Consider the following 18,960-nt stretch of genomic DNA (forward strand, 5'->3'; position numbering starts at 1 on the left):
CGACGATGCAGAGCCAAGCGATGTGGGGGCACCACCCGCATGCGGGGGAGAGGAGCGGCGCCAATGATTGTCGTGATGTGCGACCCGCGCCGCCCGTCGCTGGTGCCCGTCGAGGCCATTGAGCACCTCGGCGGGGAGGTGCAGTACACCGAGGAGATGCCCGTCGCGGTGCCGTGGTCGCTGCCCGCGGCGCGCCCGGTGCACTCGGGCGACGACGCTCCGGTGTTGCTGTCGTCGGACCCCGACCATCCCGCCGTCACCGCCCGGCTGTCGGCGGGCGCCCGGCTGATCTCCGCGCCGGAGACCCCGCGCGGCGAACGCCTGGTCGACGTGGTCGCGATGATGGACAAGCTGCGCACCGCCGGACCGTGGGAGAGCGAGCAAACCCACGACTCTCTGCGCCGATTCCTGCTGGAGGAGACCTACGAACTGCTGGACGCGGTGCGCAGCGGCAGCGCCGACCAGTTGCGGGAAGAACTCGGCGACGTGTTGCTGCAGGTGCTCTTTCACGCGCGCATCGCCGAGGACGCCCCGCAGCTGCCCTTCACCATCGACGACGTCGCCGTCACGTTGATGCGGAAGTTGGGCAACCGGGTCCCGGGTGTGCTTGCCGGGCAGACGATTTCGCTGGAAGAGCAGCTGGCCCAGTGGGAAGAGCGCAAGGCGGCCGAAAAGCCGCGGAAATCGGTGATGGACGACGTGCACACCGGACAACCGGCGCTGGCTCTGGCGCAGAAGGTGATCGAGCGGGCCCAGAAGGCCGGGGTGCCCGCCGACCTCGTCCCCGCCGAGGTCACCTCCGTTTCCGTGTCGGCCGGGGGTGACGCGGAAAGCGCGCTGCGCACGGCGGTGCTGGGGTTCGTGGATACGGTCCGGCGGGCCGAGCGGGCGATCGCCGCGACGCGCCGCGGCGTCGGCGTGCCGGAGGAGTTCGACGTGGCCCCCCTCGGGGAGATCACGGAAGACGAGTGGCGCGAGCACTGGCCGTCGGGCGAGTCCGACGAGGAGCCCGCCGCGCCGGACGAGGCGGTCGACGAGTCCGCGGTGGACGCCGCGGGCGACGACGCCTGATCGTGTGCCGGAGCCCGAACGCGGCCGGGCACACCGTAACCCATGGGACGATGGTGGGGCGGAAGTTGGTGCAGGCGAGTCCGAGGGAGCTTTGACCAGCATGGTGTCGCCGAGGCGTTGGTTGCGCGCGGCCGCCGTGATAGGCGCGACCGCGATGCTGCTGGCCTCCAGCTGCACGTGGCAGCTCAGCCTGTTCATTCCGGAGGGTGTCCCGCCGCCGGCCGGGGCTCCGGTACCGCCGGTGAACACGCACGCCAGCGGCCGGCCCGCGGACCAGCTTCGGGCCTGGGCCGAACAGCGGTCGGCCACCTTGGAGATTCCCGTGATCGCATTGGAGGCGTACGCGTACGCCGCCCGGGTCGCCGAGGTCGAGAACCCGAAGTGTCATATCGCGTGGACCACGTTGGCGGGCATCGGGCAGGTCGAGAGCCACCACGGCACCTACCGCGGCGCGCAGCTGGCGCCCAACGGGGACGTGAGCCCCCCGATTCGCGGTGTCCGCCTGGACGGCAGCGGCGGCACCCTGCGCATCGTCGACAGCGAGGAACCGGTGACCGACGACGACGGGGTGGTGCGGGCCATGGGGCCGATGCAGTTCATCCCGGAGACCTGGCGGTTGTACGGCGTGGACGCCCACAACGACGGCCGCGTCAGCCCGGACAACATCGACGATGCCGCGCTCGCGGCGGCCGGTTACCTGTGTTGGCGGGGAAAGGATCTGGCCACACCTCGCGGCTGGATCACCGCGCTGCGGGCCTACAACAACTCCGGCGTCTACGCGCGGGCGGTGCGCGACTGGGCGACCGCCTACGCGGCGGGTCACCCGCTGTAGCAGGATGTATCAGGCTTTACGCTAACGGCGGCGAGGCCGGCACCAGCTACGAAACACAAGGAGAAACTCAGTGCCGATTATCGAGCAGGTCGGGGCCCGCGAGATCCTCGATTCCCGCGGCAATCCGACGGTCGAGGTGGAGATCGCCCTGGCCGACGGGACGTTTGCCCGCGCGGCGGTGCCGTCCGGCGCGTCGACCGGTGAGCACGAGGCCGTCGAGTTGCGCGACGGCGGTGAGCGTTACGGCGGCAAGGGCGTGCACAAGGCCGTAGAGGCCGTGCTCGACGAGATCGGTCCCGCCGTGATCGGGCTCAACGCCGACGACCAGCGGTTGGTGGATCAGGCGCTGGTCGACCTCGACGGCACCCCCGACAAGTCCCGGCTGGGCGGCAACGCCATCCTGGGCGTTTCGCTGGCCGTCGCCAAGGGCGCCGCCGACTCCGCGGAGCTGCCGCTGTTCCGCTACATCGGCGGGCCGAACGCGCACATCCTGCCGGTGCCGATGATGAACATCCTCAACGGCGGCGCGCACGCCGACACCGCCGTCGACATCCAGGAATTCATGGTGGCACCGATCGGCGCGCCCAGCTTCGCCGAAGCGTTGCGCTGGGGCGCCGAGGTGTACCACTCGCTCAAGTCGGTGCTGAAGAAGGAGGGCCTGAGCACCGGCCTGGGGGACGAGGGCGGTTTCGCGCCCGACGTGGCCGGCACCACCGCGGCGCTGGACCTGATCGGCCGGGCGATCGAATCGGCCGGTTTCAAGCTGGGCGTGGATGTGGCGCTGGCCCTGGACGCCGCCGCCACCGAGTTCTACACCGACGGCAGCGGATACGCGTTCGAGGGCAGCACCCGCAGCGCCGAGCAGATGGCGGAGTTCTACGCCGGGCTGCTCGACTCCTACCCGCTGGTGTCCCTCGAAGACCCGCTTTCCGAGGACGATTGGGCCGGCTGGGCTGCGCTGACGGCGGCGATCGGTGACCGGGTGCAGATCGTCGGCGACGACATCTTCGTCACCAATCCCGAGCGCATCGAGGAAGGCATCGAGAAGGGCGTCGCGAATGCGTTGCTGGTCAAGGTGAATCAGATCGGCACGCTGACCGAGACGCTCGACGCCGTCGCGCTCGCCCACCACAGCGGGTACCGCACCATGATCAGCCATCGCAGTGGGGAGACCGAGGACACCACGATCGCCGATCTCGCGGTGGCCGTCGGCAGCGGGCAGATCAAGACCGGTGCGCCCGCCCGCAGCGAGCGGGTCGCCAAATACAACCAGCTGCTGAGGATCGAGGAGGCGCTGGGCGACGCCGCCCGCTACGCCGGCGACCTGGCGTTCCCGCGGTATGCGCCGGAGGCCAAATAGCTTGCCCGCCAAGCCGGATCCGAAACGGCGCTCCCCGGCATCGCGTCCGGGGAAGGCCGGGGATCCGGTTCGGCGCCCCCGCACGACCAAGCCGGCCTCCAAGCCCTCGCAGACCGCGAAGCAGGCCGGCGCGCGGTCGGCTTTCGAGCATGTGGTGGAGCCGATCAAGCGGCAGGTCGCCGAGTCCGTCGAGCAGCGCTCCGAGCAACGGCTGGGCTTCACCGCGCGGCGCGCGGCGGTGCTGGCCGCGGTCGTCTGCGTGCTGACGCTGACGATCGCCGGCCCGGTGCGCACCTACTTCGCACAGCGCACCGAGATGAATCAGTTGACGGCGAGCGAAGCCGCGCTGCGCCGGCAGATCGCCGACCTCGAGCAGCGGAAGGCCAAGCTGGGCGACCCGGCCTACATCGCGGCGCAGGCGCGCGAGCGGCTCGGTTTCGTCAAGCCGGGCGACATCCCGTTCCAGGTGCAGCTTCCGCCCTCGGGGGCGGCCCCGTCCGAGCCGGGGGGTCAGGCGGCCAAACCCGCCAGCACCGATCCCTGGTACACCGCGCTGTGGCACACCATCGCCGACACGCCGCACCTGCCGCCGGCCAGCGTGCCGCCGCCGGAAACCCTGCCGGGGCAACCCAACCCGGGTGGTCCCGTTCCGCCGGCCGCACCGAACCCCACGGCGCCCGGTGGTTGACCGTGCCGACCTGGAAGCGGTGGCGCGTCAGCTCGGACGTGAGCCGCGCGGCGTGCTCGAGGTCGCCTACCGCTGCCCCAACGGTGAGCCCGCTGTGGTGAAGACCGCACCGAAACTGCCTGACGGCACGCCGTTTCCGACGTTGTACTACCTGACGCATCCGGTGCTGACCGCGGCGGCGAGCCGGCTGGAGACGACGGGATTGATGCGCGAGATGTCCGAGCGATTGCGGCATGACCCCGCATTGGCGGCCGCGTACCGGCGGGCCCACGAGTCGTATCTGGCCGAGCGGGACGCGATCGAGCCGTTGGGCACCACGTTCTCCGGGGGCGGAATGCCCGATCGGGTCAAGTGCCTGCACGTGCTGATCGCGCACTCGCTGGCCAAGGGGCCGGGCTGCAACCCGCTCGGGGACGAGGCGCTGGCCATTCTGGCGCCCGAGCCCGCGATGGCCGGCATTCTGGTGGCCGGCCAGTGGTGAGCAGGCTCGCCGGAATCGACTGCGGCACCAATTCGATTCGGTTGCTGATCGCCGATGTCGTGGACGGCCGCCTGCGCGACGTGCATCGGGAGACGCGGATCGTGCGGCTGGGTCAGGGTGTCGACGCGACCGGGCAGTTCGCTCCGGAGGCGATCGGCCGGACCCGGGAGGCGCTGACCGACTACGCCGCTCTGCTGAGGCGCCACCGCGTCGAGCGGGTGCGGATGGTGGCCACGTCGGCCGCTCGCGACGTCGCCAATCGTGACGTCTTCTTCGCGATGACGGCCGAGGTGCTGGGCGCGGCGGTGCCGGGCGCGGTGGCGGAGGTGATCACCGGCGCCGAGGAGGCCGCCCTGTCGTTCCGCGGTGCCGTCGGCGAATTAGACCCTGCGGCAGGACCGTTCGTCGTGGTGGACCTGGGGGGTGGATCCACCGAGATCGTGGTGGGCGGTGACTCGGTGGCGGCGAGCTACTCGGCCGACATCGGCTGCGTGCGGCTGACCGAACGCTGCCTGCACTCGGACCCGCCGACGCCCGGGGAGGTGGCCGCGGCCCGCGCGGTGGTGCGCGAACGGCTGGACGTCGCGCTCGGGGTGGTGCCCGTCGAGGGGGCGCGGACCTGGGTCGGACTGGCCGGGACGATGACGACGCTGTCCGCGCTGGCCCACAACATGACGACGTATGACTCTGCGGCGATTCACCTTTCGCGCGTGCCCGGCGGCGACCTGCTGGCGGTCTGCGAGCGGCTGATCGGGATGACCCGGGCCGAGCGCGCGGCGCTGCCGCCGATGCACGAGGGGCGGGCCGACGTGATCGGTGGGGGCGCGATCGTGGTCGAGGAGTTGGCCCGCGAGCTGCGCGCGCGCGCCGGCATCGACGAACTGACCGTCAGCGAGCACGACATCCTCGACGGCATCGTGTGGTCGATCGCGGGGTAAGTCACAGCGGCCACACAAGTCGCTGGCGCCCGTGACGCGCGACTGTGCGCTCGGGGCTTCGACTGTGCGCTGAGGGCGAAGAATCGGCGAAATTCACGCCGTGGGCGCACACTCGAAGCCGTGTGCGCACACAGTCGCTCACGCCTCGAAGCGGTAGCCCATCCCCGACTCGGTCACCAAGTGCTTGGGGTGCGACGGGTCGTCCTCCAGTTTGCGTCGCAGCTGCGCCAAATACACACGCAGATAATGCGTTTCGGTAGCGTACGCCGGACCCCACACCTCTTTGAGCAGCTCTTCGCGGCCGACCAGCTTGCCGCGATTGCGGACCAGCACCTCCAGCATCCCCCACTCGGTGGGCGTGAGGTGCACTTCGGCGCCGTTCTTGGTGACCTTCTTGGCGGCCAGGTCGACGGTGAAAGCGTCCGTCTCGATCACCGGCTGATCCAGCTCGGACGCCGCGGTGTTGCGGCGGATGGCCGCCCGCAGCCTCGCCAAGAACTCGTCCATCCCAAACGGTTTCGTGACATAGTCGTCCGCCCCGGCGTCGAGGGCCTCGACCTTGTCCGAGGAGTCGGTGCGCGCCGACAACACGATCACCGGTGCGGTGAGCCAGCCCCGCAACCCGGCCAGCACCTCGATTCCGGAGATGTCGGGCAGGCCCAGGTCGAGGACCACCACGTCGGGTTTGTGCTCGGCGGCGGCGCGCAGCGCCCCGGCTCCGCTGGACGCGGTGATCACCTCGTAGCCCCGCACGGACAGGTTGATGCGCAGCGCGCGCAGGATCTGGGGCTCGTCGTCGATCACCAACACCCGGGTCATCGCGCCCCCACCATTTCCGGTGCGGCCAATTCCACCGTCACGGTCAGGCCGCCGCCGGGAGTGTCGCCGGCCGTGATCGTGCCGCCCATGGCCTCGACGAAGCCGCGCGCGACCGACATGCCCAGGCCCACTCCCGTGGTGTTGTCGTGGTCGCCGAGGCGCTGAAACGCTTCGAAGATCTGGTCTTCGGTCCCGTGCGGGATGCCGGGCCCCTCGTCGATGACGTTGATCAGGACACGGTCGCCCACGCGGCCCGCGTTGACCCGGACCACACAGTCGGGTGCGTACCGCAGCGCGTTGTCGATCAGGTTGGCAAGCACGCGCTCGAGTAGCCCCGCGTCGGCCAACACCACCGCGTCACCCACATCGACCTTGACCCGATCGATCGCGGATCGGTAGAAGCCGGTGGCGCCCTTGCCGATACTGATCAGCGCCCGCTGCACGCTCTCCTCCAGATACACCCGGCGCGTGTCCGGGTGCACCACGCCGGCGGCCAGGCGCGACGAATCGAGCAGGTTGCCGACCAGCGCCGTCAGCTGGTCGATCGACTCCTCGATGGTCGCCAGCAGTTCCGCCGTGTCCGCCGGGGAGAAGGCGACGTCCTCGGCGCGCAGGCTGGACACCGCGACCTTGGCGGCCGCCAGCGGCGTGCGCAGGTCGTGGCTGACCGCCGACAGCAGGGAGCGCCGCAACTCGTCGGCCCGCACGATCGCCTCGGCCCGGCTGGCCTCCTCGGCCAGCTCACGCTGCCGGATCAGCCCCGCGGCCTGCTTGGCCACCGCGCTCAGCACCCGGCGATCGCGGGCCGAAAGCTTCCTGCCGGCCAACAACATCCAGAACTCGTCGTCGCCGACCTCGATCGCGGTGTCAGCGGAGGCGACGGTGGCACACGGGTCCCTGCCCACGCACGCGACGACGTCGGCCTTCTTGCCCTCGGCGCGGTCCTCCTCGCCGGGTTCGCGCAGCATGCTGACCGCGCGCTGCGAGTAGGTCTCGCGCACGCGCTCGAGCAGCGTCTCGAGGTCGGCCCCGCGCAGCACGGAGCCGGCGAACAAGATCAGCAGCTCAGCCTCCTGGGAGGCGCGACGGGCTTCCCGGGTGCGTTTGGTCGCGCCGTCGACGAGGACCGCGACCGCGACCGCGACCAGCAGCAGCACCAGTTCGGTGACGGCCGCATCGGGTTCGGCGATGGTGAACGTGTGCCGGGGGGCGGTCAGGAAGTAGTTCAGCAACAGGCTGGACAACACCGCCGAGGCCACCGCCGGGGCGACGCCGCCCAACAGTCCGACCAGCAGCACCCCGACGAAGAACAGTGCGCTGTCGCCGCTGGTGCCCAGATACGGGTCGAGCGCTGTGACGATCACCGCGCAGATGGCCGACGGCACGATGACGGCCGCCAGCCAAGACGCCACCCGCCGCTCGTTGGGACCCAGCGACGCCGCGCGGAATCCCCGTTTGGACTCCTCGTGGGTGACCAGGTGCACGTCGATCTTGCCCGACAACTCGACGATCCTCGCCCCGATGCCCTCCTCGAAGACACGCGCCCACCGCGACCGCCGCGAGGTGCCAATCACCAGCTGGGTGGCGTTCATCTCGCGGGCGAAATCGAGCAGAGCGGCGGGCACGTCGTCACCGACCACGGTATGCAGCGACGCGTCCAAACTGCTTGCCAGGTCCCGGATCTTGGCCATCCGCGCCTCCGAGAGGCCGGCCAGCCCGTCACCGCGGATGACATGCACCACCATCAGCTCGGCGGTCGACTTCGACGCGATCCGCGACGCCCGTCGCACCAACGTCTCCGACTCCGGGCCGCCGGTGACCGCCACGACCACCCGCTCGCGGGCCTCCCACATGTCGGTGATCTTGTTCTCGGCGCGGTACTTGGCCAGGGCGGTATCCACCTGGTCGGCGAGCCACAGCAGGGCGAGTTCCCTTAGCGCGGTGAGGTTTCCGCGGCGGAAGTAATTCGACAGCGCCGCGTCGATGCGCTCGGGGGCATAGACGTTGCCGTGAGAAAGCCTGCGGCGCAACGCCTCCGGAGTGATATCGATCAGCTCGACCTGCGAAGCCTGCCGGACAATGGAATCCGGAATGGTCTCTTTCTGCTCGATGCCGGTGATCTGGGCGACGACGTCGTTGAGGCTTTCCAGGTGCTGGACATTGACGGTCGAGATCACCGTGATCCCGGCGTCGAGCAATTCCTCGACATCCTGCCAGCGTTTGGCGTTCTTGCTGCCCGGCGTGTTCGTGTGTGCGAGCTCGTCGACGAGCACCACCTGCGGTCTGCGCGCCAGGACGGCCGGCACGTCGAGTTCGGGGAAGGTGCTACCGCGATAGTCGATAAATCGCGGCGGAATGATCTCGATGTCCTCAAGCAGCTCAGCGGTTTTCGCCCTGCCGTGGGTCTCGATCACGCCGGCCACGAGGTCGGTGCCGCGCTCCAGCCGGCGATGCGCCTCGCCGAGCATCGCGTACGTCTTGCCGACCCCGGGTGCCGAGCCGAGGTAAATTCGCAGCTCGCCGCGCTTGGGGCGGTGGTCAACGACACTCACGTCAACCATCATCCCCCTATCGCGCTAGCTCGAGACTGGATATTTGTGATCGAGTTGCAGGTTGAGCTGCAACACGTTGACACATGGTTCGCCGAAAAATCCAAGCGTGCGGCCGTTCGTGTACTGCGCTACGACAGCCCGGATCTGATCCGGGCTGACGTGCCGGGCCTTGGCCACCCTGGCGACCTGCAGGTCGGCGTAGGCCGGTGAGATGTCCGGATCCAGACCGCTGCCGCTGGCGGTGACCGCGTCGGCGGGCACGGCGGGGTTGGCGGGCGCGGCGCCGCGGATCGGAACCATCTGGCCGATCGCATAGTCCTCGCCGTCCTTGGCGCACTCGACGCGGACACCTTCGTAGAGGGGGAGGAACGGTGCCGGCGTCGCTCGGCACGGCTCGTTGACGCTGACCACCCGGGTGGGGTGGACGACGTTTCCGCGGGCGTCGCGCGGCCCGATCACCGAAAGGACGGCGCCCACACCGCCGCCCGTGCAGAACGGTCGCGATCCGTCCACGCCCTCGAGCTTGCCCACCGCCACGCTGCGCGTGCACACCTGGGTGAGCAGGCTCGGCTTGAAGCCCGCGTCCGTAGCGGACTTGCCCGCCGCCAGCTGCGCCGGATCCGCGGGTGTGTCGACGATGCTTTCCGGCCCGAGGTTGCTCGCGCTCGTCGACAGGGGGTCGTAGCCGTTGCCGGCCGCCGAGGGCCGGCTCTGAAAGTACTGGGGCAGCGGGTTACCGGCTGAGTCGGTGAACAGCTGACCGATCAGCCGGCTGCCGACCGGTTTGCCGTTGGCGGTGAGGATCGACCCCTCCGCCTTGTCGTGCAGACCCGGTAGCTGCGCGATCAGCCAGATGGAGAGCGGGTAGGCGATGCCGGTGATCACGGTCAGCACCAGCAACGCGCGGAACGCCGCCCAGTGCATGCGGACGAAAGTCGAGAAGCTCATGGTCAGGACATCCCCGGGACGAATTGGACGATCAGGTCGATCAGCTTGATTCCGACGAAGGGGGCCACGATGCCGCCCAGGCCATAGATGTAGAGGTTGCGGCTCAACAGCTTTGACGCGCTGCTCGGTGTGTAGCGGACGCCGCGCAGCGACAACGGGATCAGCGCCACGATGATGATCGCGTTGAAGATCACCGCGGACAGGATCGCCGACTCCGGGCTGTGCAGCCGCATGATATTGATCGTGTCCAGCCCCGGGAACAGCGCTACGAACATGGCCGGGATGATCGCGAAGTACTTTGCGATGTCGTTGGCGATCGAGAAGGTGGTCAACGCGCCGCGGGTGATCAGCAACTGCTTGCCGATCTCGACGATCTCGATGAGCTTGGTCGGGTCGGAGTCGAGGTCGACCATGTTGCCCGCCTCTTTGGCGGCCGAGGTACCGGTGTTCATCGCCACGCCCACGTCGGCCTGGGCCAGGGCCGGCGCGTCGTTGGTGCCGTCGCCGGTCATCGCCACCAGCTTGCCGCCCTCCTGCTCCCGCTTGATCAACTCGAGCTTGTCCTCGGGCGTCGCCTCGGCGAGGAAGTCGTCAACGCCGGCCTCGTCGGCAATCGCTCTGGCGGTCAACGGGTTGTCGCCGGTGATCATCACCGTGCGGATGCCCATCCTGCGCATCTCGTCGAATCGATCGCGCATTCCCTGCTTGACGACGTCCTTGAGGTGGATCACGCCGAGCACCGCCGCGTTGCCGTCGCGGCGTTCCCCGACCACCAACGGGGTGCCGCCGGCGGCGGAGATGCCGTCCACGAGCTCGCCGAGCTGGTGGGGGACCTGGCCGCCCTGGCCGCGCACCCAGTCCGCCACCGAGCTGGCCGCGCCCTTGCGCAGCTGGTGTCCGTCGAGGTCGACCCCCGACATGCGCGTGGTGGCCGAGAACTCCACCCAGTGGGCGTGGGCGAGTTCGCCCGGTGTTCGTGCGCGCAGCCCGAAGTGCTGCTTGGCGTAGACGACGATCGAGCGCCCCTCGGGGGTTTCGTCGGCGAGGCTGGACAGCTGTGCGGCGTCGGCCAATTGCTCGTTGGTGACACCGTCAAGGGGGACGAAGGCCGCGGCCTGCCGGTTGCCGAGCGTGATGGTCCCCGTCTTGTCGAGCAGCAACGTGTTGACGTCGCCGGCGGCTTCCACCGCCCGCCCGGACATCGCGAGCACGTTGCGTTGTACCAGCCGGTCCATGCCGGCGATACCGATCGCGGAGAGCAGTGCGCCGATGGTGGTGGGGATGAGGCACACCAGCAGCGACACCATGACGATCCCGGTGACGCCGTTGGCGTTGAGCGCCTGGGTGTCTGGGACGCCGGGATTGTTCATCTTCGAATAGATCGCCAGCGGCTGCAGGGTGGCGACCGCGAAGACGAAGATGGTGGTCAGCGCGGCCAACAGGATGTTGAGCGCGATCTCGTTGGGGGTCTTCTGCCGGTTGGCGCCCTCGACAAGCGCGATCATCCGGTCGATGAAGCTCTCGCCGGGCTTCTGGGTGATTCGCACGACGATGCGGTCACTGAGCACGGTGGTGCCACCGGTGACCGCCGAGCGGTCGCCACCGGACTCGCGGATGACCGGCGCCGATTCGCCGGTGATGGCCGATTCGTCCACGGAGGCAATGCCTTCGACGACGTCGCCATCGCCCGGTATCACCTGCCCGGCCTCGACCACCACGACGTCACCCTGTTGCAGCAGCGGTGCGGCAACCTCTTCCTCGACGGCGGGCGCGCCGGGTTGCCAGTTCTTGAGCCGCCGGGCCAGCGTCTGGGTTTTGGCCCGGCGCAGGGTTTCGGCCTGAGCCTTGCCGCGGCCTTCCGCCACCGCCTCGGCCACATTTGCGAAAAATACTGTGAGCCAGAGCCATACCACGGTGAGCCAGGCGAACCAGGTCGGGTTGATGATCGCCAGCACCGTGCTCCAGGTGGCGCCGATCTCGACGATGAACATGACCGGGTTGCGCCACAACGTGCGGGGGTTGAGTTTTGCCAGCGCGTCCGGCGTCGAGCGCCACAGCATCTTCGGATCGAGCAATCCGCCCTGCACCCGTTTCTTGCTCGCGTGGTCGGTCGGCTGAGCCTCTTCAGCCGTGTCGATGGTGGAGGCGGTCATCAGTGGATTCCTTCGGCGAGAGGTCCGAGCGCCAGCATGGGCAGGAAGGTGAGGGCCACCAGGATCAGGGTGACGCCGGCGACCATGCCCACGAATTGCGGTCGATGGGTGGGCAGGGTGCCCGCCGATTCGGGCGTCTGGCCCTGCCTGGCCAGTGAGCCGGCCAAAGCCAGGACGAGCACGATCGGCAGGAATCGGCCGAACACCATGGCCAGGCCGAGGGCGGTGTTGTACCAATTGGTGTTGACGCTGATGCCGGCGAAGGCCGACCCGTTGTTGTTGGCCGCGGAGGTGAACGCGTAGAGCACCTCGGACAGCCCGTGCGGGCCGGTGTTCAGCATCCCGGCGCGCTCGCCCGGCAGCGCCATCGCGATCGCGGTGCCGGTCAAGACGATCAGCGGCGTGACGAGGAAGTAGCTTGCGGCGAGCTTGATTTCGCGCGGGTTGATCTTCTTGCCGAGGTATTCGGGGGTACGGCCGACCATCAGCCCCGCGACGAATACGGTGATCACGGCCAGGATCAGCATGCCGTACAGGCCCGAGCCGGTGCCACCGGGCGCGACCTCGCCGAGCTGCATGTTGAACATGGTCATCATCCCGCCGAGGCTGGTGTAGGAGTCGTGGAAGGAGTCGACGGCGCCGGTGGAGGTGAGCGTCGTCGAGTCGGCGAACACCGCGGAGTTGGCCACGCCGAACCGCTGCTCGACGCCCTCCATCGCCGAGCCGACCGCGGTCGGGACCGTGCCGTGGTGCTGCAGCTGGAACCACATCATGAAGGTCACGCTGATCGCGTAGAGCGAGGCCATCACTGATGCGATCGCGTAACCCTGCTTCGTGCTGCCCACCATGCGCCCGAACGTGCGAGGCAGCGAGAAGCTAATCACCAGTAACAGAAAGATTTCCAGCCAGTTGGTCCACCTGGTCGGATTCTCGAACGGGTGGGCTGAGTTCGCGTTGTAGAAGCCGCCGCCGTTGGTGCCCAGCTCCTTGATGACTTCTTGACTGGCCACCGGGCCGCCGGTGATGGTCTGCGGCGTGCCGCCGAGGGTGGTGACTACTTGGTCGTTGAGGTGGAAGTTCTGGATGGCCCCGCCCGCGATCAGCAGGATCGCACCCAGGACCGCTATGGGCAGCAGGATACGAAGCGTGCCTCGCACCAGGTCGACCCAGAAGTTCCCCAGCTCGCCGGTGCGCGTGCGCGCGAACCCGCGCACCAGCGCGATCGCGACCGCCATGCCGACGGCGGCGGAGACGAAGTTCTGCACCGCGAGGCCGGCCATCTGCACCAGGTGGCCCTGCGTGGACTCGCCCGAGTAGGCCTGCCAGTTGGTATTGGTGACGAAGCTGACCGCGGTGTTCCACGCCAGCCCCGGGGTCATTTTGGTGGCCGGGTCGTGCAGATGCAGCGGCAGCTTGCCCTGCAAGAGCTGGAAGATGAACAGGAACAGGATGCTGATCGACGAGAACGCCAACACGCTTCGGGCGTAGGCGCCCCACGTTTGCTCCGAGCGGGAATCGACACCGATCAACCGGTAGATCGCCCGCTCGACATACGAATCCTTGTCTGCCGTGTAAACGCGGTACATGTAGTCGCCGAGGGGCACGTGCACCAGAACCAAAGCCGCGATGAGAACGACGAGGAAGACGACTCCCGCTGTGGTTGTGCTCACTAGAACCTCTCCGGGAACAGCAAGGCGCACCCAAGGAACAGGGCAAGGACGACAGAAAGCACCAAACCGACGATGTTTTCGTAGTTCACAGCCGCTCGACCAGCTTCTGCACCAAGCCCAGCACGGCGAACACCGCCACCGTGAGCGCGACGAACGCCACTACGCCCATTCCGAGCCCATCTCGTCTCCGTTCAGCACCAACCGTGTGCACGCGAAAGCCCCCCATCGAGTCAGCCACACGCTGCGTCTGGAGGCAAGGTCAGCTTGAAATTAACCGGCACCTTCGGGCTAGGGCCTTTGGTTGACACTTCCCTAACGGGCTCGCGCTCCTCCTTTACGGTTTGTTTACGCACGCCAGTTCGAACACCCTGCGCTGTGAGCGGACTTCAATGGGCGCCCCTGGCAAGGGCTTTGAGAAGGCGCTCGACGTCAGAGGCGTGCTGACCGGCGATTCGATCCAGACTCCCGCGAATGATCAGCGGTCCGAAAAGGATCCGTAAACATTGGCGCCTCGGGCATATGGATGCTGTCCGTATCGCAGCGAGCGTCATGAGCTCGGCGTAGACCCGAAACCATGCCTGAGCCTCAACACCGAACCGTTGAACGCGTAGTTGCCCCGCCCGCCCAGGTGCCAATTTCCGGACCGGGTTGGTTGTCGCGCCTGCTGGACGGCGCCCACCCCTGGGGATCGTACGAGGCCGTGGTCGGCCGGTACGGTGTGCGCCGCTACAGCCTGACCATCTACCCGCCCGGAGCCACTACCACTGACCGGCGGCTGGCGCGGCTCTGGCGTGCTTGGCCGATAACTGCCGCCACGCTCATGCTGCTGTGCGTCATGGTGTTCGGCACTGCGATGACCTCGCCCGACACCGTTCTGACAGTTGCTGCGACCGGCTACCTGGGGATCAGCATGTTCCTCTTCCTACGGGCCGGGCCCCGCCGCGTTCGAGGCAGGTCGATGTCGATCATCCTCATGCCCAACACCGCCGACGTGCAGGAGCTGCGCAGGTACATGCAATGGCGAACGCTGGTCGAAATGCTCGTCGATGCCGACCGCATGTTGACGGCTCGTGCCATCTCACCTGTCCAGCATGAGGCCACCTGGTGGGAGGCCTATGACGGTTTGACGGCGATCCCGGATGTCGGGAAGCGGCCGGCGTCGGGCAGGCACGGATGAAGATCACGCCGTTGGGGCACCCGGGCCGGCGATCATCGGGATTCTGACCCGGAAAACCGTTCTGCCCTGCGTGGATTCGGCGGTGACGGACCCGTGGTGGGCCTTGACGATCGAATCGACGATGGCCAGGCCCAGCCCGGTGCCCGAGCTGTTGAGCCTCGAGTTGTGCGCCCGGGCGAACCGTTCGAACAAGCGGGGGAGAAGCTCGGGGTCTATGCCCGGCCCGTCGTCGGTGACGGTCAGTTCCGCGAACGGGGGCTCGGACCCGTCGCGGCGGCTGGTGATCGCCGTCGTGACGGTGACCCCGGGCGGGGTGTGCACCCGGGCGTTGTTGAGCAGGTTGCTGACCAGCTGGTGCAGCCGGGCGCGATCGCCGCGGACCCACACCGGTTCGTCGGGTAGGTCCTTCACCCAATTGTGCGTGGGCGCCGCGACCGCCGCGTCGTTCACGGCGTCGACCACCAGGTCCGCGAGGTCGACGTCCTCGCTCTGCAGGTCTTGCCCCTCGCCGAGGCGGGAGAGCAGCAGCAGCTCGTCGACCAGCAGCGTCATCCGCTGCGCTTCGGACTCGATGCGGGCCAGCGCGTATTCGGTGGTCGGCGGCAACTGCGAGCTGTCCTGGCGGGTGAGTTCGGCGTATCCCTGAATCGCCGCCAGCGGCGTTCGCAGCTCGTGGCTGGCGTCGGTGATGAATTGCCGCATGCGCAGGTCGGATTCGGCGCGCTGCGCCAGCGCGCTGTCGACGTTGTCCAGCAGCCGGTTCAGGGTGTGGCCAACGATGCCGACCTCGTTCTGCTGGTTGGTGTCCCGCGGCCGCACCCGGACGCTGATTCGGTGGTCGTCGTTGGTGAGCGGCATGGCGGCGACTTCCGCGGCGACACCGGCCAACCGGCGCAGCGGTCGGAGGGTGTAGCCGACGACCCACACGGTGAGCCCGGCGGTGACCGCCAGAGCGGCGGCGATGAGCACGGTGGTGGTGAGTTGCTTGCGGGCGATGATCTGGTCGGCGAGATTCAGGGACACCCCGGCGACCAGCACGTCGGGTCCCTCGACGTGGCTGTTGACCCGGTAGAACCCGAGGCTGCCAAGGTTTTCGGTTCGTGGCGGTCCCTCGCCCCATGACTGCGCTTCGATCGCCCGAATCACGTCGGCGGGCGCGGGCCGTGCTTCGGCCTCCGAGAACACCGCCGATCCGATGACGGCGCCGTTGTGCAGCACCACGATCAGGTTTCCCGGCGTCTGGTCGGGGAACTGCAGCATCGCCTGGCCCAGCGGCTTGGCGGTGCCGGGCGAATCCCGTTGATTGTCAAGGTATTTGCCGTAAGAGTGGCCCAGCGCATCCAACGAACCGGCGACGTCGGCGTCGCTCATCGAGGTGACGTAGCCGCGCAGGCTCAGCACGGAGACGATTCCCACCGTCATCAGCACCACGCTGACCACGGCCAGTACGCCCAACAGCAATTGGCGCCGTAACGAACGGGGTAGCCACCGCGGAAGGTCTCCGGCCAGGGCGTCCCGGTTCCGGCTCATTCCGGGGGCCGCAGCATGTATCCAACACCACGCACGGTGTGGATCATCGGATCCCGGCCGGAGTCGATCTTCTTCCTCAGATATGAGATGTACAGGTCGACGATGCTGGTACGGCCGGCGAAGTCGTAGTTCCAGACGCGGTCCAGGATTTCGGTTCGGCTCAGCGCCCGGCGGGGATTGCGCATGAGGAACCGCAGCAGCTCGAACTCGGTCGAGGAAAGCGATATCTGGGTTCCGTCGCGGGTCACCTCGCGGCTGGCGGTGTCGAGGCGCAGATCGCCGACTTTGAGGGTTTCGGCGGCCGGCGGCGTCTGCTGGCCGGAACGGCGCAGCAACCCCCGCAGCCGGGCGACGAGCTCCTCGAGGCTGAACGGCTTGGTCATGTAGTCGTCGGCGCCGGCGGTCAGGCCGGTGACCCGGTCCATGACCGAGTCGCGCGCGGTCAGGAACAGCGTCGGGGTGTAGGCATCGGACTGGCGGACACGTTCCAGGATTCGGAGCCCGTCGACGTCGGGAAGCATGATGTCGAGCACGAGGACGTCGGGGTTGACCTTGTCGTACTTCGCCAGTGCCTCGCGCCCGTTGTGGGCGATGTCGACGACCCAGCCCTCGTAGTGCAACGCCATCTTCACCAGGTTCGTCAGCGCCGGCTCGTCATCGACCAGTAGGACCCTGATCGGCGATCCATCGGCGCGGTAGATCCTGGGCAACTGCCCGAGAATGGCCTGGCGGGGGCGCTGACCCCCCGCGTAGCCCGACATTGCGGTCATGTTCTTCCATTCTGGCAAACACACACCTAACTGTCACGGGACTCATAGAAACCTCAAATGTCGAGTTGTCGGCCGCGTCACATCACATGCCGTTCAAATATGAGTTTTCTATGTGTCGCATCAGCCAACTTGAGATGAGCGGATTCCCCAAAAATACTGGGCTACAGCGTTGTTGGTCTGGCGGGCCGGAGCATTTCCGGGGTTAGGCTGTCCAAATCATCAGCGCAAGAGCGGATTTCGGTGACTGAAACCCATGTCATTGCGACGAGTACCGTCGGTGCCGAACACGTACGCACGACGGCCGGAGACGACGACGTCTCCAATCGTCGTTAATGGCACGTTACGTGCTGTTACGAATCTTGGTTACCCGAAACGGTTTTCAGATGCATTTCGGGTCGGCGGAACGCCGCGGCGACTGCGGTCACGCCACTAGCGAAGGAAAGCAATGGATTTTGGAGCGTTGCCTCCGGAAGTCAACTCCGGTCGGATGTATGTGGGGCCCGGGCCCGCGACGCTGCTGGCCGCTTCAGCGGGATGGGACGCGCTGGCCCTGGAGCTGAACTCGACCGCCGGCGGCTATGAGTCGGTGATCACCACCCTGATGGACGAATGGCTGGGCCCGACTTCGGCGTCGATGGCCGCCGCCGTCGCACCCTACGTGGTGTGGCTGCGTGCCACCGCCGAACTCTGCGAGCAGTCGGCGACCCAGGCCACGTCCGCGGCGGCGGCCTACGAGGCGGCGTACGCCATGACCGTGCCACCGCCGCTCATCGCGGCCAACCGTGCCCGGCTCATGGCGTTGATCGCGACCAACGTCCTGGGGCAGAACACGCCGGCGATCATGGCCACCGAGGCCGAGTACAGCGAGATGTGGGCCCAGGACGCGACCGCGATGTACGGCTACGCCGCCAGCTCTGCCTCCGCGTCGACCTTCAGCGCTTTCGCGCCGCCCCCGCAGACCACCAATCCGGCCGGGGCCGCCGGCCAGGCCGGCGCGGTGACCCAGGCCACCGGCACCCAGGCCGGTAGTGCGGCACAGACCGCGTCATCGCAGGTGATGTCCACCGTCCCGCAAGCGCTGCAGGGCATGTCGACACCCGGGTCCACGTCCGGTGCGGGGCTGTCGCAGGCGGCGGTGGGTACCGGGGCGTCGTTGGGAACGTCCGGGGCCTCGAGCCCGCTCGGTGCGCTCTCGAGCCTGACCGGCACGTCCAAGAGCGCGACGAAGACGGCCAGCACCGGCCTGGGCGCGGCGTCGGGTCTGGGGACCGCTCTCGGCGGCACCGCCGGCACGGGAAATGCGGCCGGGCTGGCCTCGGACGCGATCGGTGTGGGATCGGATTTCGCCGGTTTCGGCGGGGATGGCGCAGGATTGGGCGCCGACGGCGCAGGGATTGGCATGGACGTGTACGGCCTGGGCATCGACATGGAGGGCGCGGGCTCGATCATCGGTGCGGAGGGCGGCACGGTCCCCGGCATAGGCGGCCTCGGGGAGGTGGGTGGCCTGGGAACCCTCGGGCCGATCGGTGGACTCGGCGAAGGCGCGTCGGCGGGCGTGGGCCAGGCGGCCTCGTTGGGGACGTTGTCGGTGCCGCCGACCTGGGCCGACACCGTGTCGTCGGTGACACCGCTGCCCGCCGCCCTCGACGCCGGCGCCACGCCGGCCGGGTGGGGCGCGGCGCCGGCGCCGTCGCAAGCCACCGGGATCTCCAAGCTGCCGCTGGGCGCCATGGTCGGGCGTGAGTCCGACGGCGGGGTTCAGCGGATAGGGTTCCGCCCCTCACTCATCCCGCGTTCACCGGTGGCGGGGTAACGCCGGGCCGAAAGCTGTTCGGGAAACCGAAAGGGCCCGCACACCGTGGTGTGCGGGCCCTTCGAGTGGAGACGCGGTGTCAGGCCCAGCTGGACCCAACGGCGCTGTCGGTGCTGGCCATGTTGCTGCCGGCGCTTTGCACCTTCTGCCCGTGGGCG

At 68.3% G+C, this 18,960-nt stretch carries 17 protein-coding genes and 1 pseudogene; 8 read left to right on the top strand and 10 right to left on the bottom strand.

Annotated elements, in window-relative coordinates:
- Positions 1-63 precede the first annotated feature (63 nt).
- The 6 genes from AWC03_RS06445 (at position 64) to AWC03_RS06470 (ending at position 5,370) form a co-directional block, all read left to right on the top strand.
- Entirely contained in the window at positions 64-1,071 is a 1,008-nt protein-coding gene (locus tag AWC03_RS06445) for a nucleoside triphosphate pyrophosphohydrolase (protein WP_085239687.1), read from the top strand.
- Between the two features lie 103 nt (positions 1,072-1,174).
- Positions 1,175-1,903, top strand: a complete 729-nt coding sequence (locus AWC03_RS06450; RefSeq protein ID WP_090421246.1) for a lytic transglycosylase domain-containing protein — start codon at positions 1,175-1,177, stop codon at positions 1,901-1,903.
- A gap of 70 nt (positions 1,904-1,973) precedes the next feature.
- A complete protein-coding gene (gene eno / locus AWC03_RS06455; protein ID WP_085239689.1) occupies positions 1,974-3,263 on the top strand; it encodes a phosphopyruvate hydratase in 1,290 nt (429 codons plus the stop codon).
- A complete protein-coding gene (locus AWC03_RS06460; RefSeq protein ID WP_249025832.1) occupies positions 3,244-3,951 on the top strand; it encodes an FtsB family cell division protein in 708 nt (235 codons plus the stop codon). The genes eno and AWC03_RS06460 overlap by 20 nt, the downstream gene beginning before the upstream one ends.
- Positions 3,944-4,432, top strand: coding sequence for a DUF501 domain-containing protein (locus tag AWC03_RS06465; RefSeq protein ID WP_085239691.1), 489 nt, complete (start codon positions 3,944-3,946; stop codon positions 4,430-4,432). The genes AWC03_RS06460 and AWC03_RS06465 overlap by 8 nt, the downstream gene beginning before the upstream one ends.
- A complete protein-coding gene (locus tag AWC03_RS06470; RefSeq protein ID WP_090417789.1) occupies positions 4,426-5,370 on the top strand; it encodes a Ppx/GppA phosphatase family protein in 945 nt (314 codons plus the stop codon). Before AWC03_RS06465 ends, AWC03_RS06470 begins: the two co-directional genes overlap by 7 nt.
- 138 nt (positions 5,371-5,508) lie before the next feature.
- Here the strand turns inward: AWC03_RS06470 and AWC03_RS06475 are convergent, their stop codons facing one another.
- The 7 genes from AWC03_RS06475 to AWC03_RS27600 are packed head-to-tail and all read right to left on the bottom strand — an operon-like array spanning position 5,509 to position 13,750.
- Entirely contained in the window at positions 5,509-6,189 is a 681-nt protein-coding gene (locus AWC03_RS06475) for a response regulator (protein WP_085239692.1), read from the bottom strand.
- Positions 6,186-8,753, bottom strand: a complete 2,568-nt coding sequence (locus AWC03_RS06480; protein ID WP_085239693.1) for a sensor histidine kinase — start codon at positions 8,751-8,753, stop codon at positions 6,186-6,188. Before AWC03_RS06480 ends, AWC03_RS06475 begins: the two co-directional genes overlap by 4 nt.
- 12 nt (positions 8,754-8,765) lie before the next feature.
- On the bottom strand, positions 8,766-9,689 hold the full coding sequence (locus tag AWC03_RS06485) for a potassium-transporting ATPase subunit C (RefSeq protein ID WP_085239694.1): 924 nt from the start codon (positions 9,687-9,689) through the stop codon (positions 8,766-8,768).
- 2 nt (positions 9,690-9,691) lie between these two features.
- Positions 9,692-11,842 carry a potassium-transporting ATPase subunit KdpB gene (kdpB, locus tag AWC03_RS06490; protein WP_085239695.1) on the bottom strand — a complete coding sequence of 717 codons (2,151 nt, stop codon included), beginning with the start codon at positions 11,840-11,842 and terminating at the stop codon, positions 9,692-9,694.
- Positions 11,842-13,512, bottom strand: coding sequence for a potassium-transporting ATPase subunit KdpA (kdpA, locus tag AWC03_RS06495; protein ID WP_085239696.1), 1,671 nt, complete (start codon positions 13,510-13,512; stop codon positions 11,842-11,844). The genes kdpB and kdpA overlap by 1 nt, the downstream gene beginning before the upstream one ends.
- Positions 13,512-13,601 (bottom strand): K(+)-transporting ATPase subunit F, encoded by a 90-nt coding sequence (gene kdpF / locus AWC03_RS28200; protein ID WP_102419760.1) that lies wholly within the window; start codon positions 13,599-13,601, stop codon positions 13,512-13,514. The genes kdpA and kdpF overlap by 1 nt, the downstream gene beginning before the upstream one ends.
- Positions 13,598-13,750 carry a hypothetical protein gene (locus tag AWC03_RS27600; protein ID WP_208859284.1) on the bottom strand — a complete coding sequence of 51 codons (153 nt, stop codon included), beginning with the start codon at positions 13,748-13,750 and terminating at the stop codon, positions 13,598-13,600. Before AWC03_RS27600 ends, kdpF begins: the two co-directional genes overlap by 4 nt.
- A gap of 414 nt (positions 13,751-14,164) precedes the next feature.
- On the opposite strand from AWC03_RS27600, the gene AWC03_RS06505 reads away from it, so the two are divergent.
- Positions 14,165-14,689: a DUF6611 family protein gene (locus tag AWC03_RS06505; protein WP_142278334.1), complete on the top strand. Its 525-nt coding sequence runs from the start codon at positions 14,165-14,167 to the stop codon at positions 14,687-14,689.
- 3 nt (positions 14,690-14,692) lie between these two features.
- On the opposite strand, the gene AWC03_RS06510 is transcribed toward AWC03_RS06505, so the two are convergent.
- Complete coding sequence (locus AWC03_RS06510; protein WP_085239698.1) at positions 14,693-16,219, bottom strand: sensor histidine kinase; 1,527 nt, start codon at positions 16,217-16,219, stop codon at positions 14,693-14,695.
- Positions 16,216-16,989: a response regulator transcription factor gene (locus tag AWC03_RS06515; protein WP_085239699.1), complete on the bottom strand. Its 774-nt coding sequence runs from the start codon at positions 16,987-16,989 to the stop codon at positions 16,216-16,218. Before AWC03_RS06515 ends, AWC03_RS06510 begins: the two co-directional genes overlap by 4 nt.
- Before the next feature lie 445 nt (positions 16,990-17,434).
- On the opposite strand from AWC03_RS06515, the gene AWC03_RS06520 reads away from it, so the two are divergent.
- Positions 17,435-18,802, top strand: a complete 1,368-nt coding sequence (locus AWC03_RS06520; protein ID WP_085239700.1) for a PPE family protein — start codon at positions 17,435-17,437, stop codon at positions 18,800-18,802.
- A gap of 79 nt (positions 18,803-18,881) precedes the next feature.
- On the opposite strand, the pseudogene AWC03_RS06525 reads toward AWC03_RS06520, so the two are convergent.
- Positions 18,882-18,960: pseudogene (locus AWC03_RS06525) on the bottom strand (type VII secretion protein EsxI); the annotation flags it as partial.

The sequence above is a fragment of the Mycobacterium europaeum genome (assembly GCF_002102155.1).
GTDB classification, from domain to species: domain Bacteria; phylum Actinomycetota; class Actinomycetes; order Mycobacteriales; family Mycobacteriaceae; genus Mycobacterium; species Mycobacterium europaeum.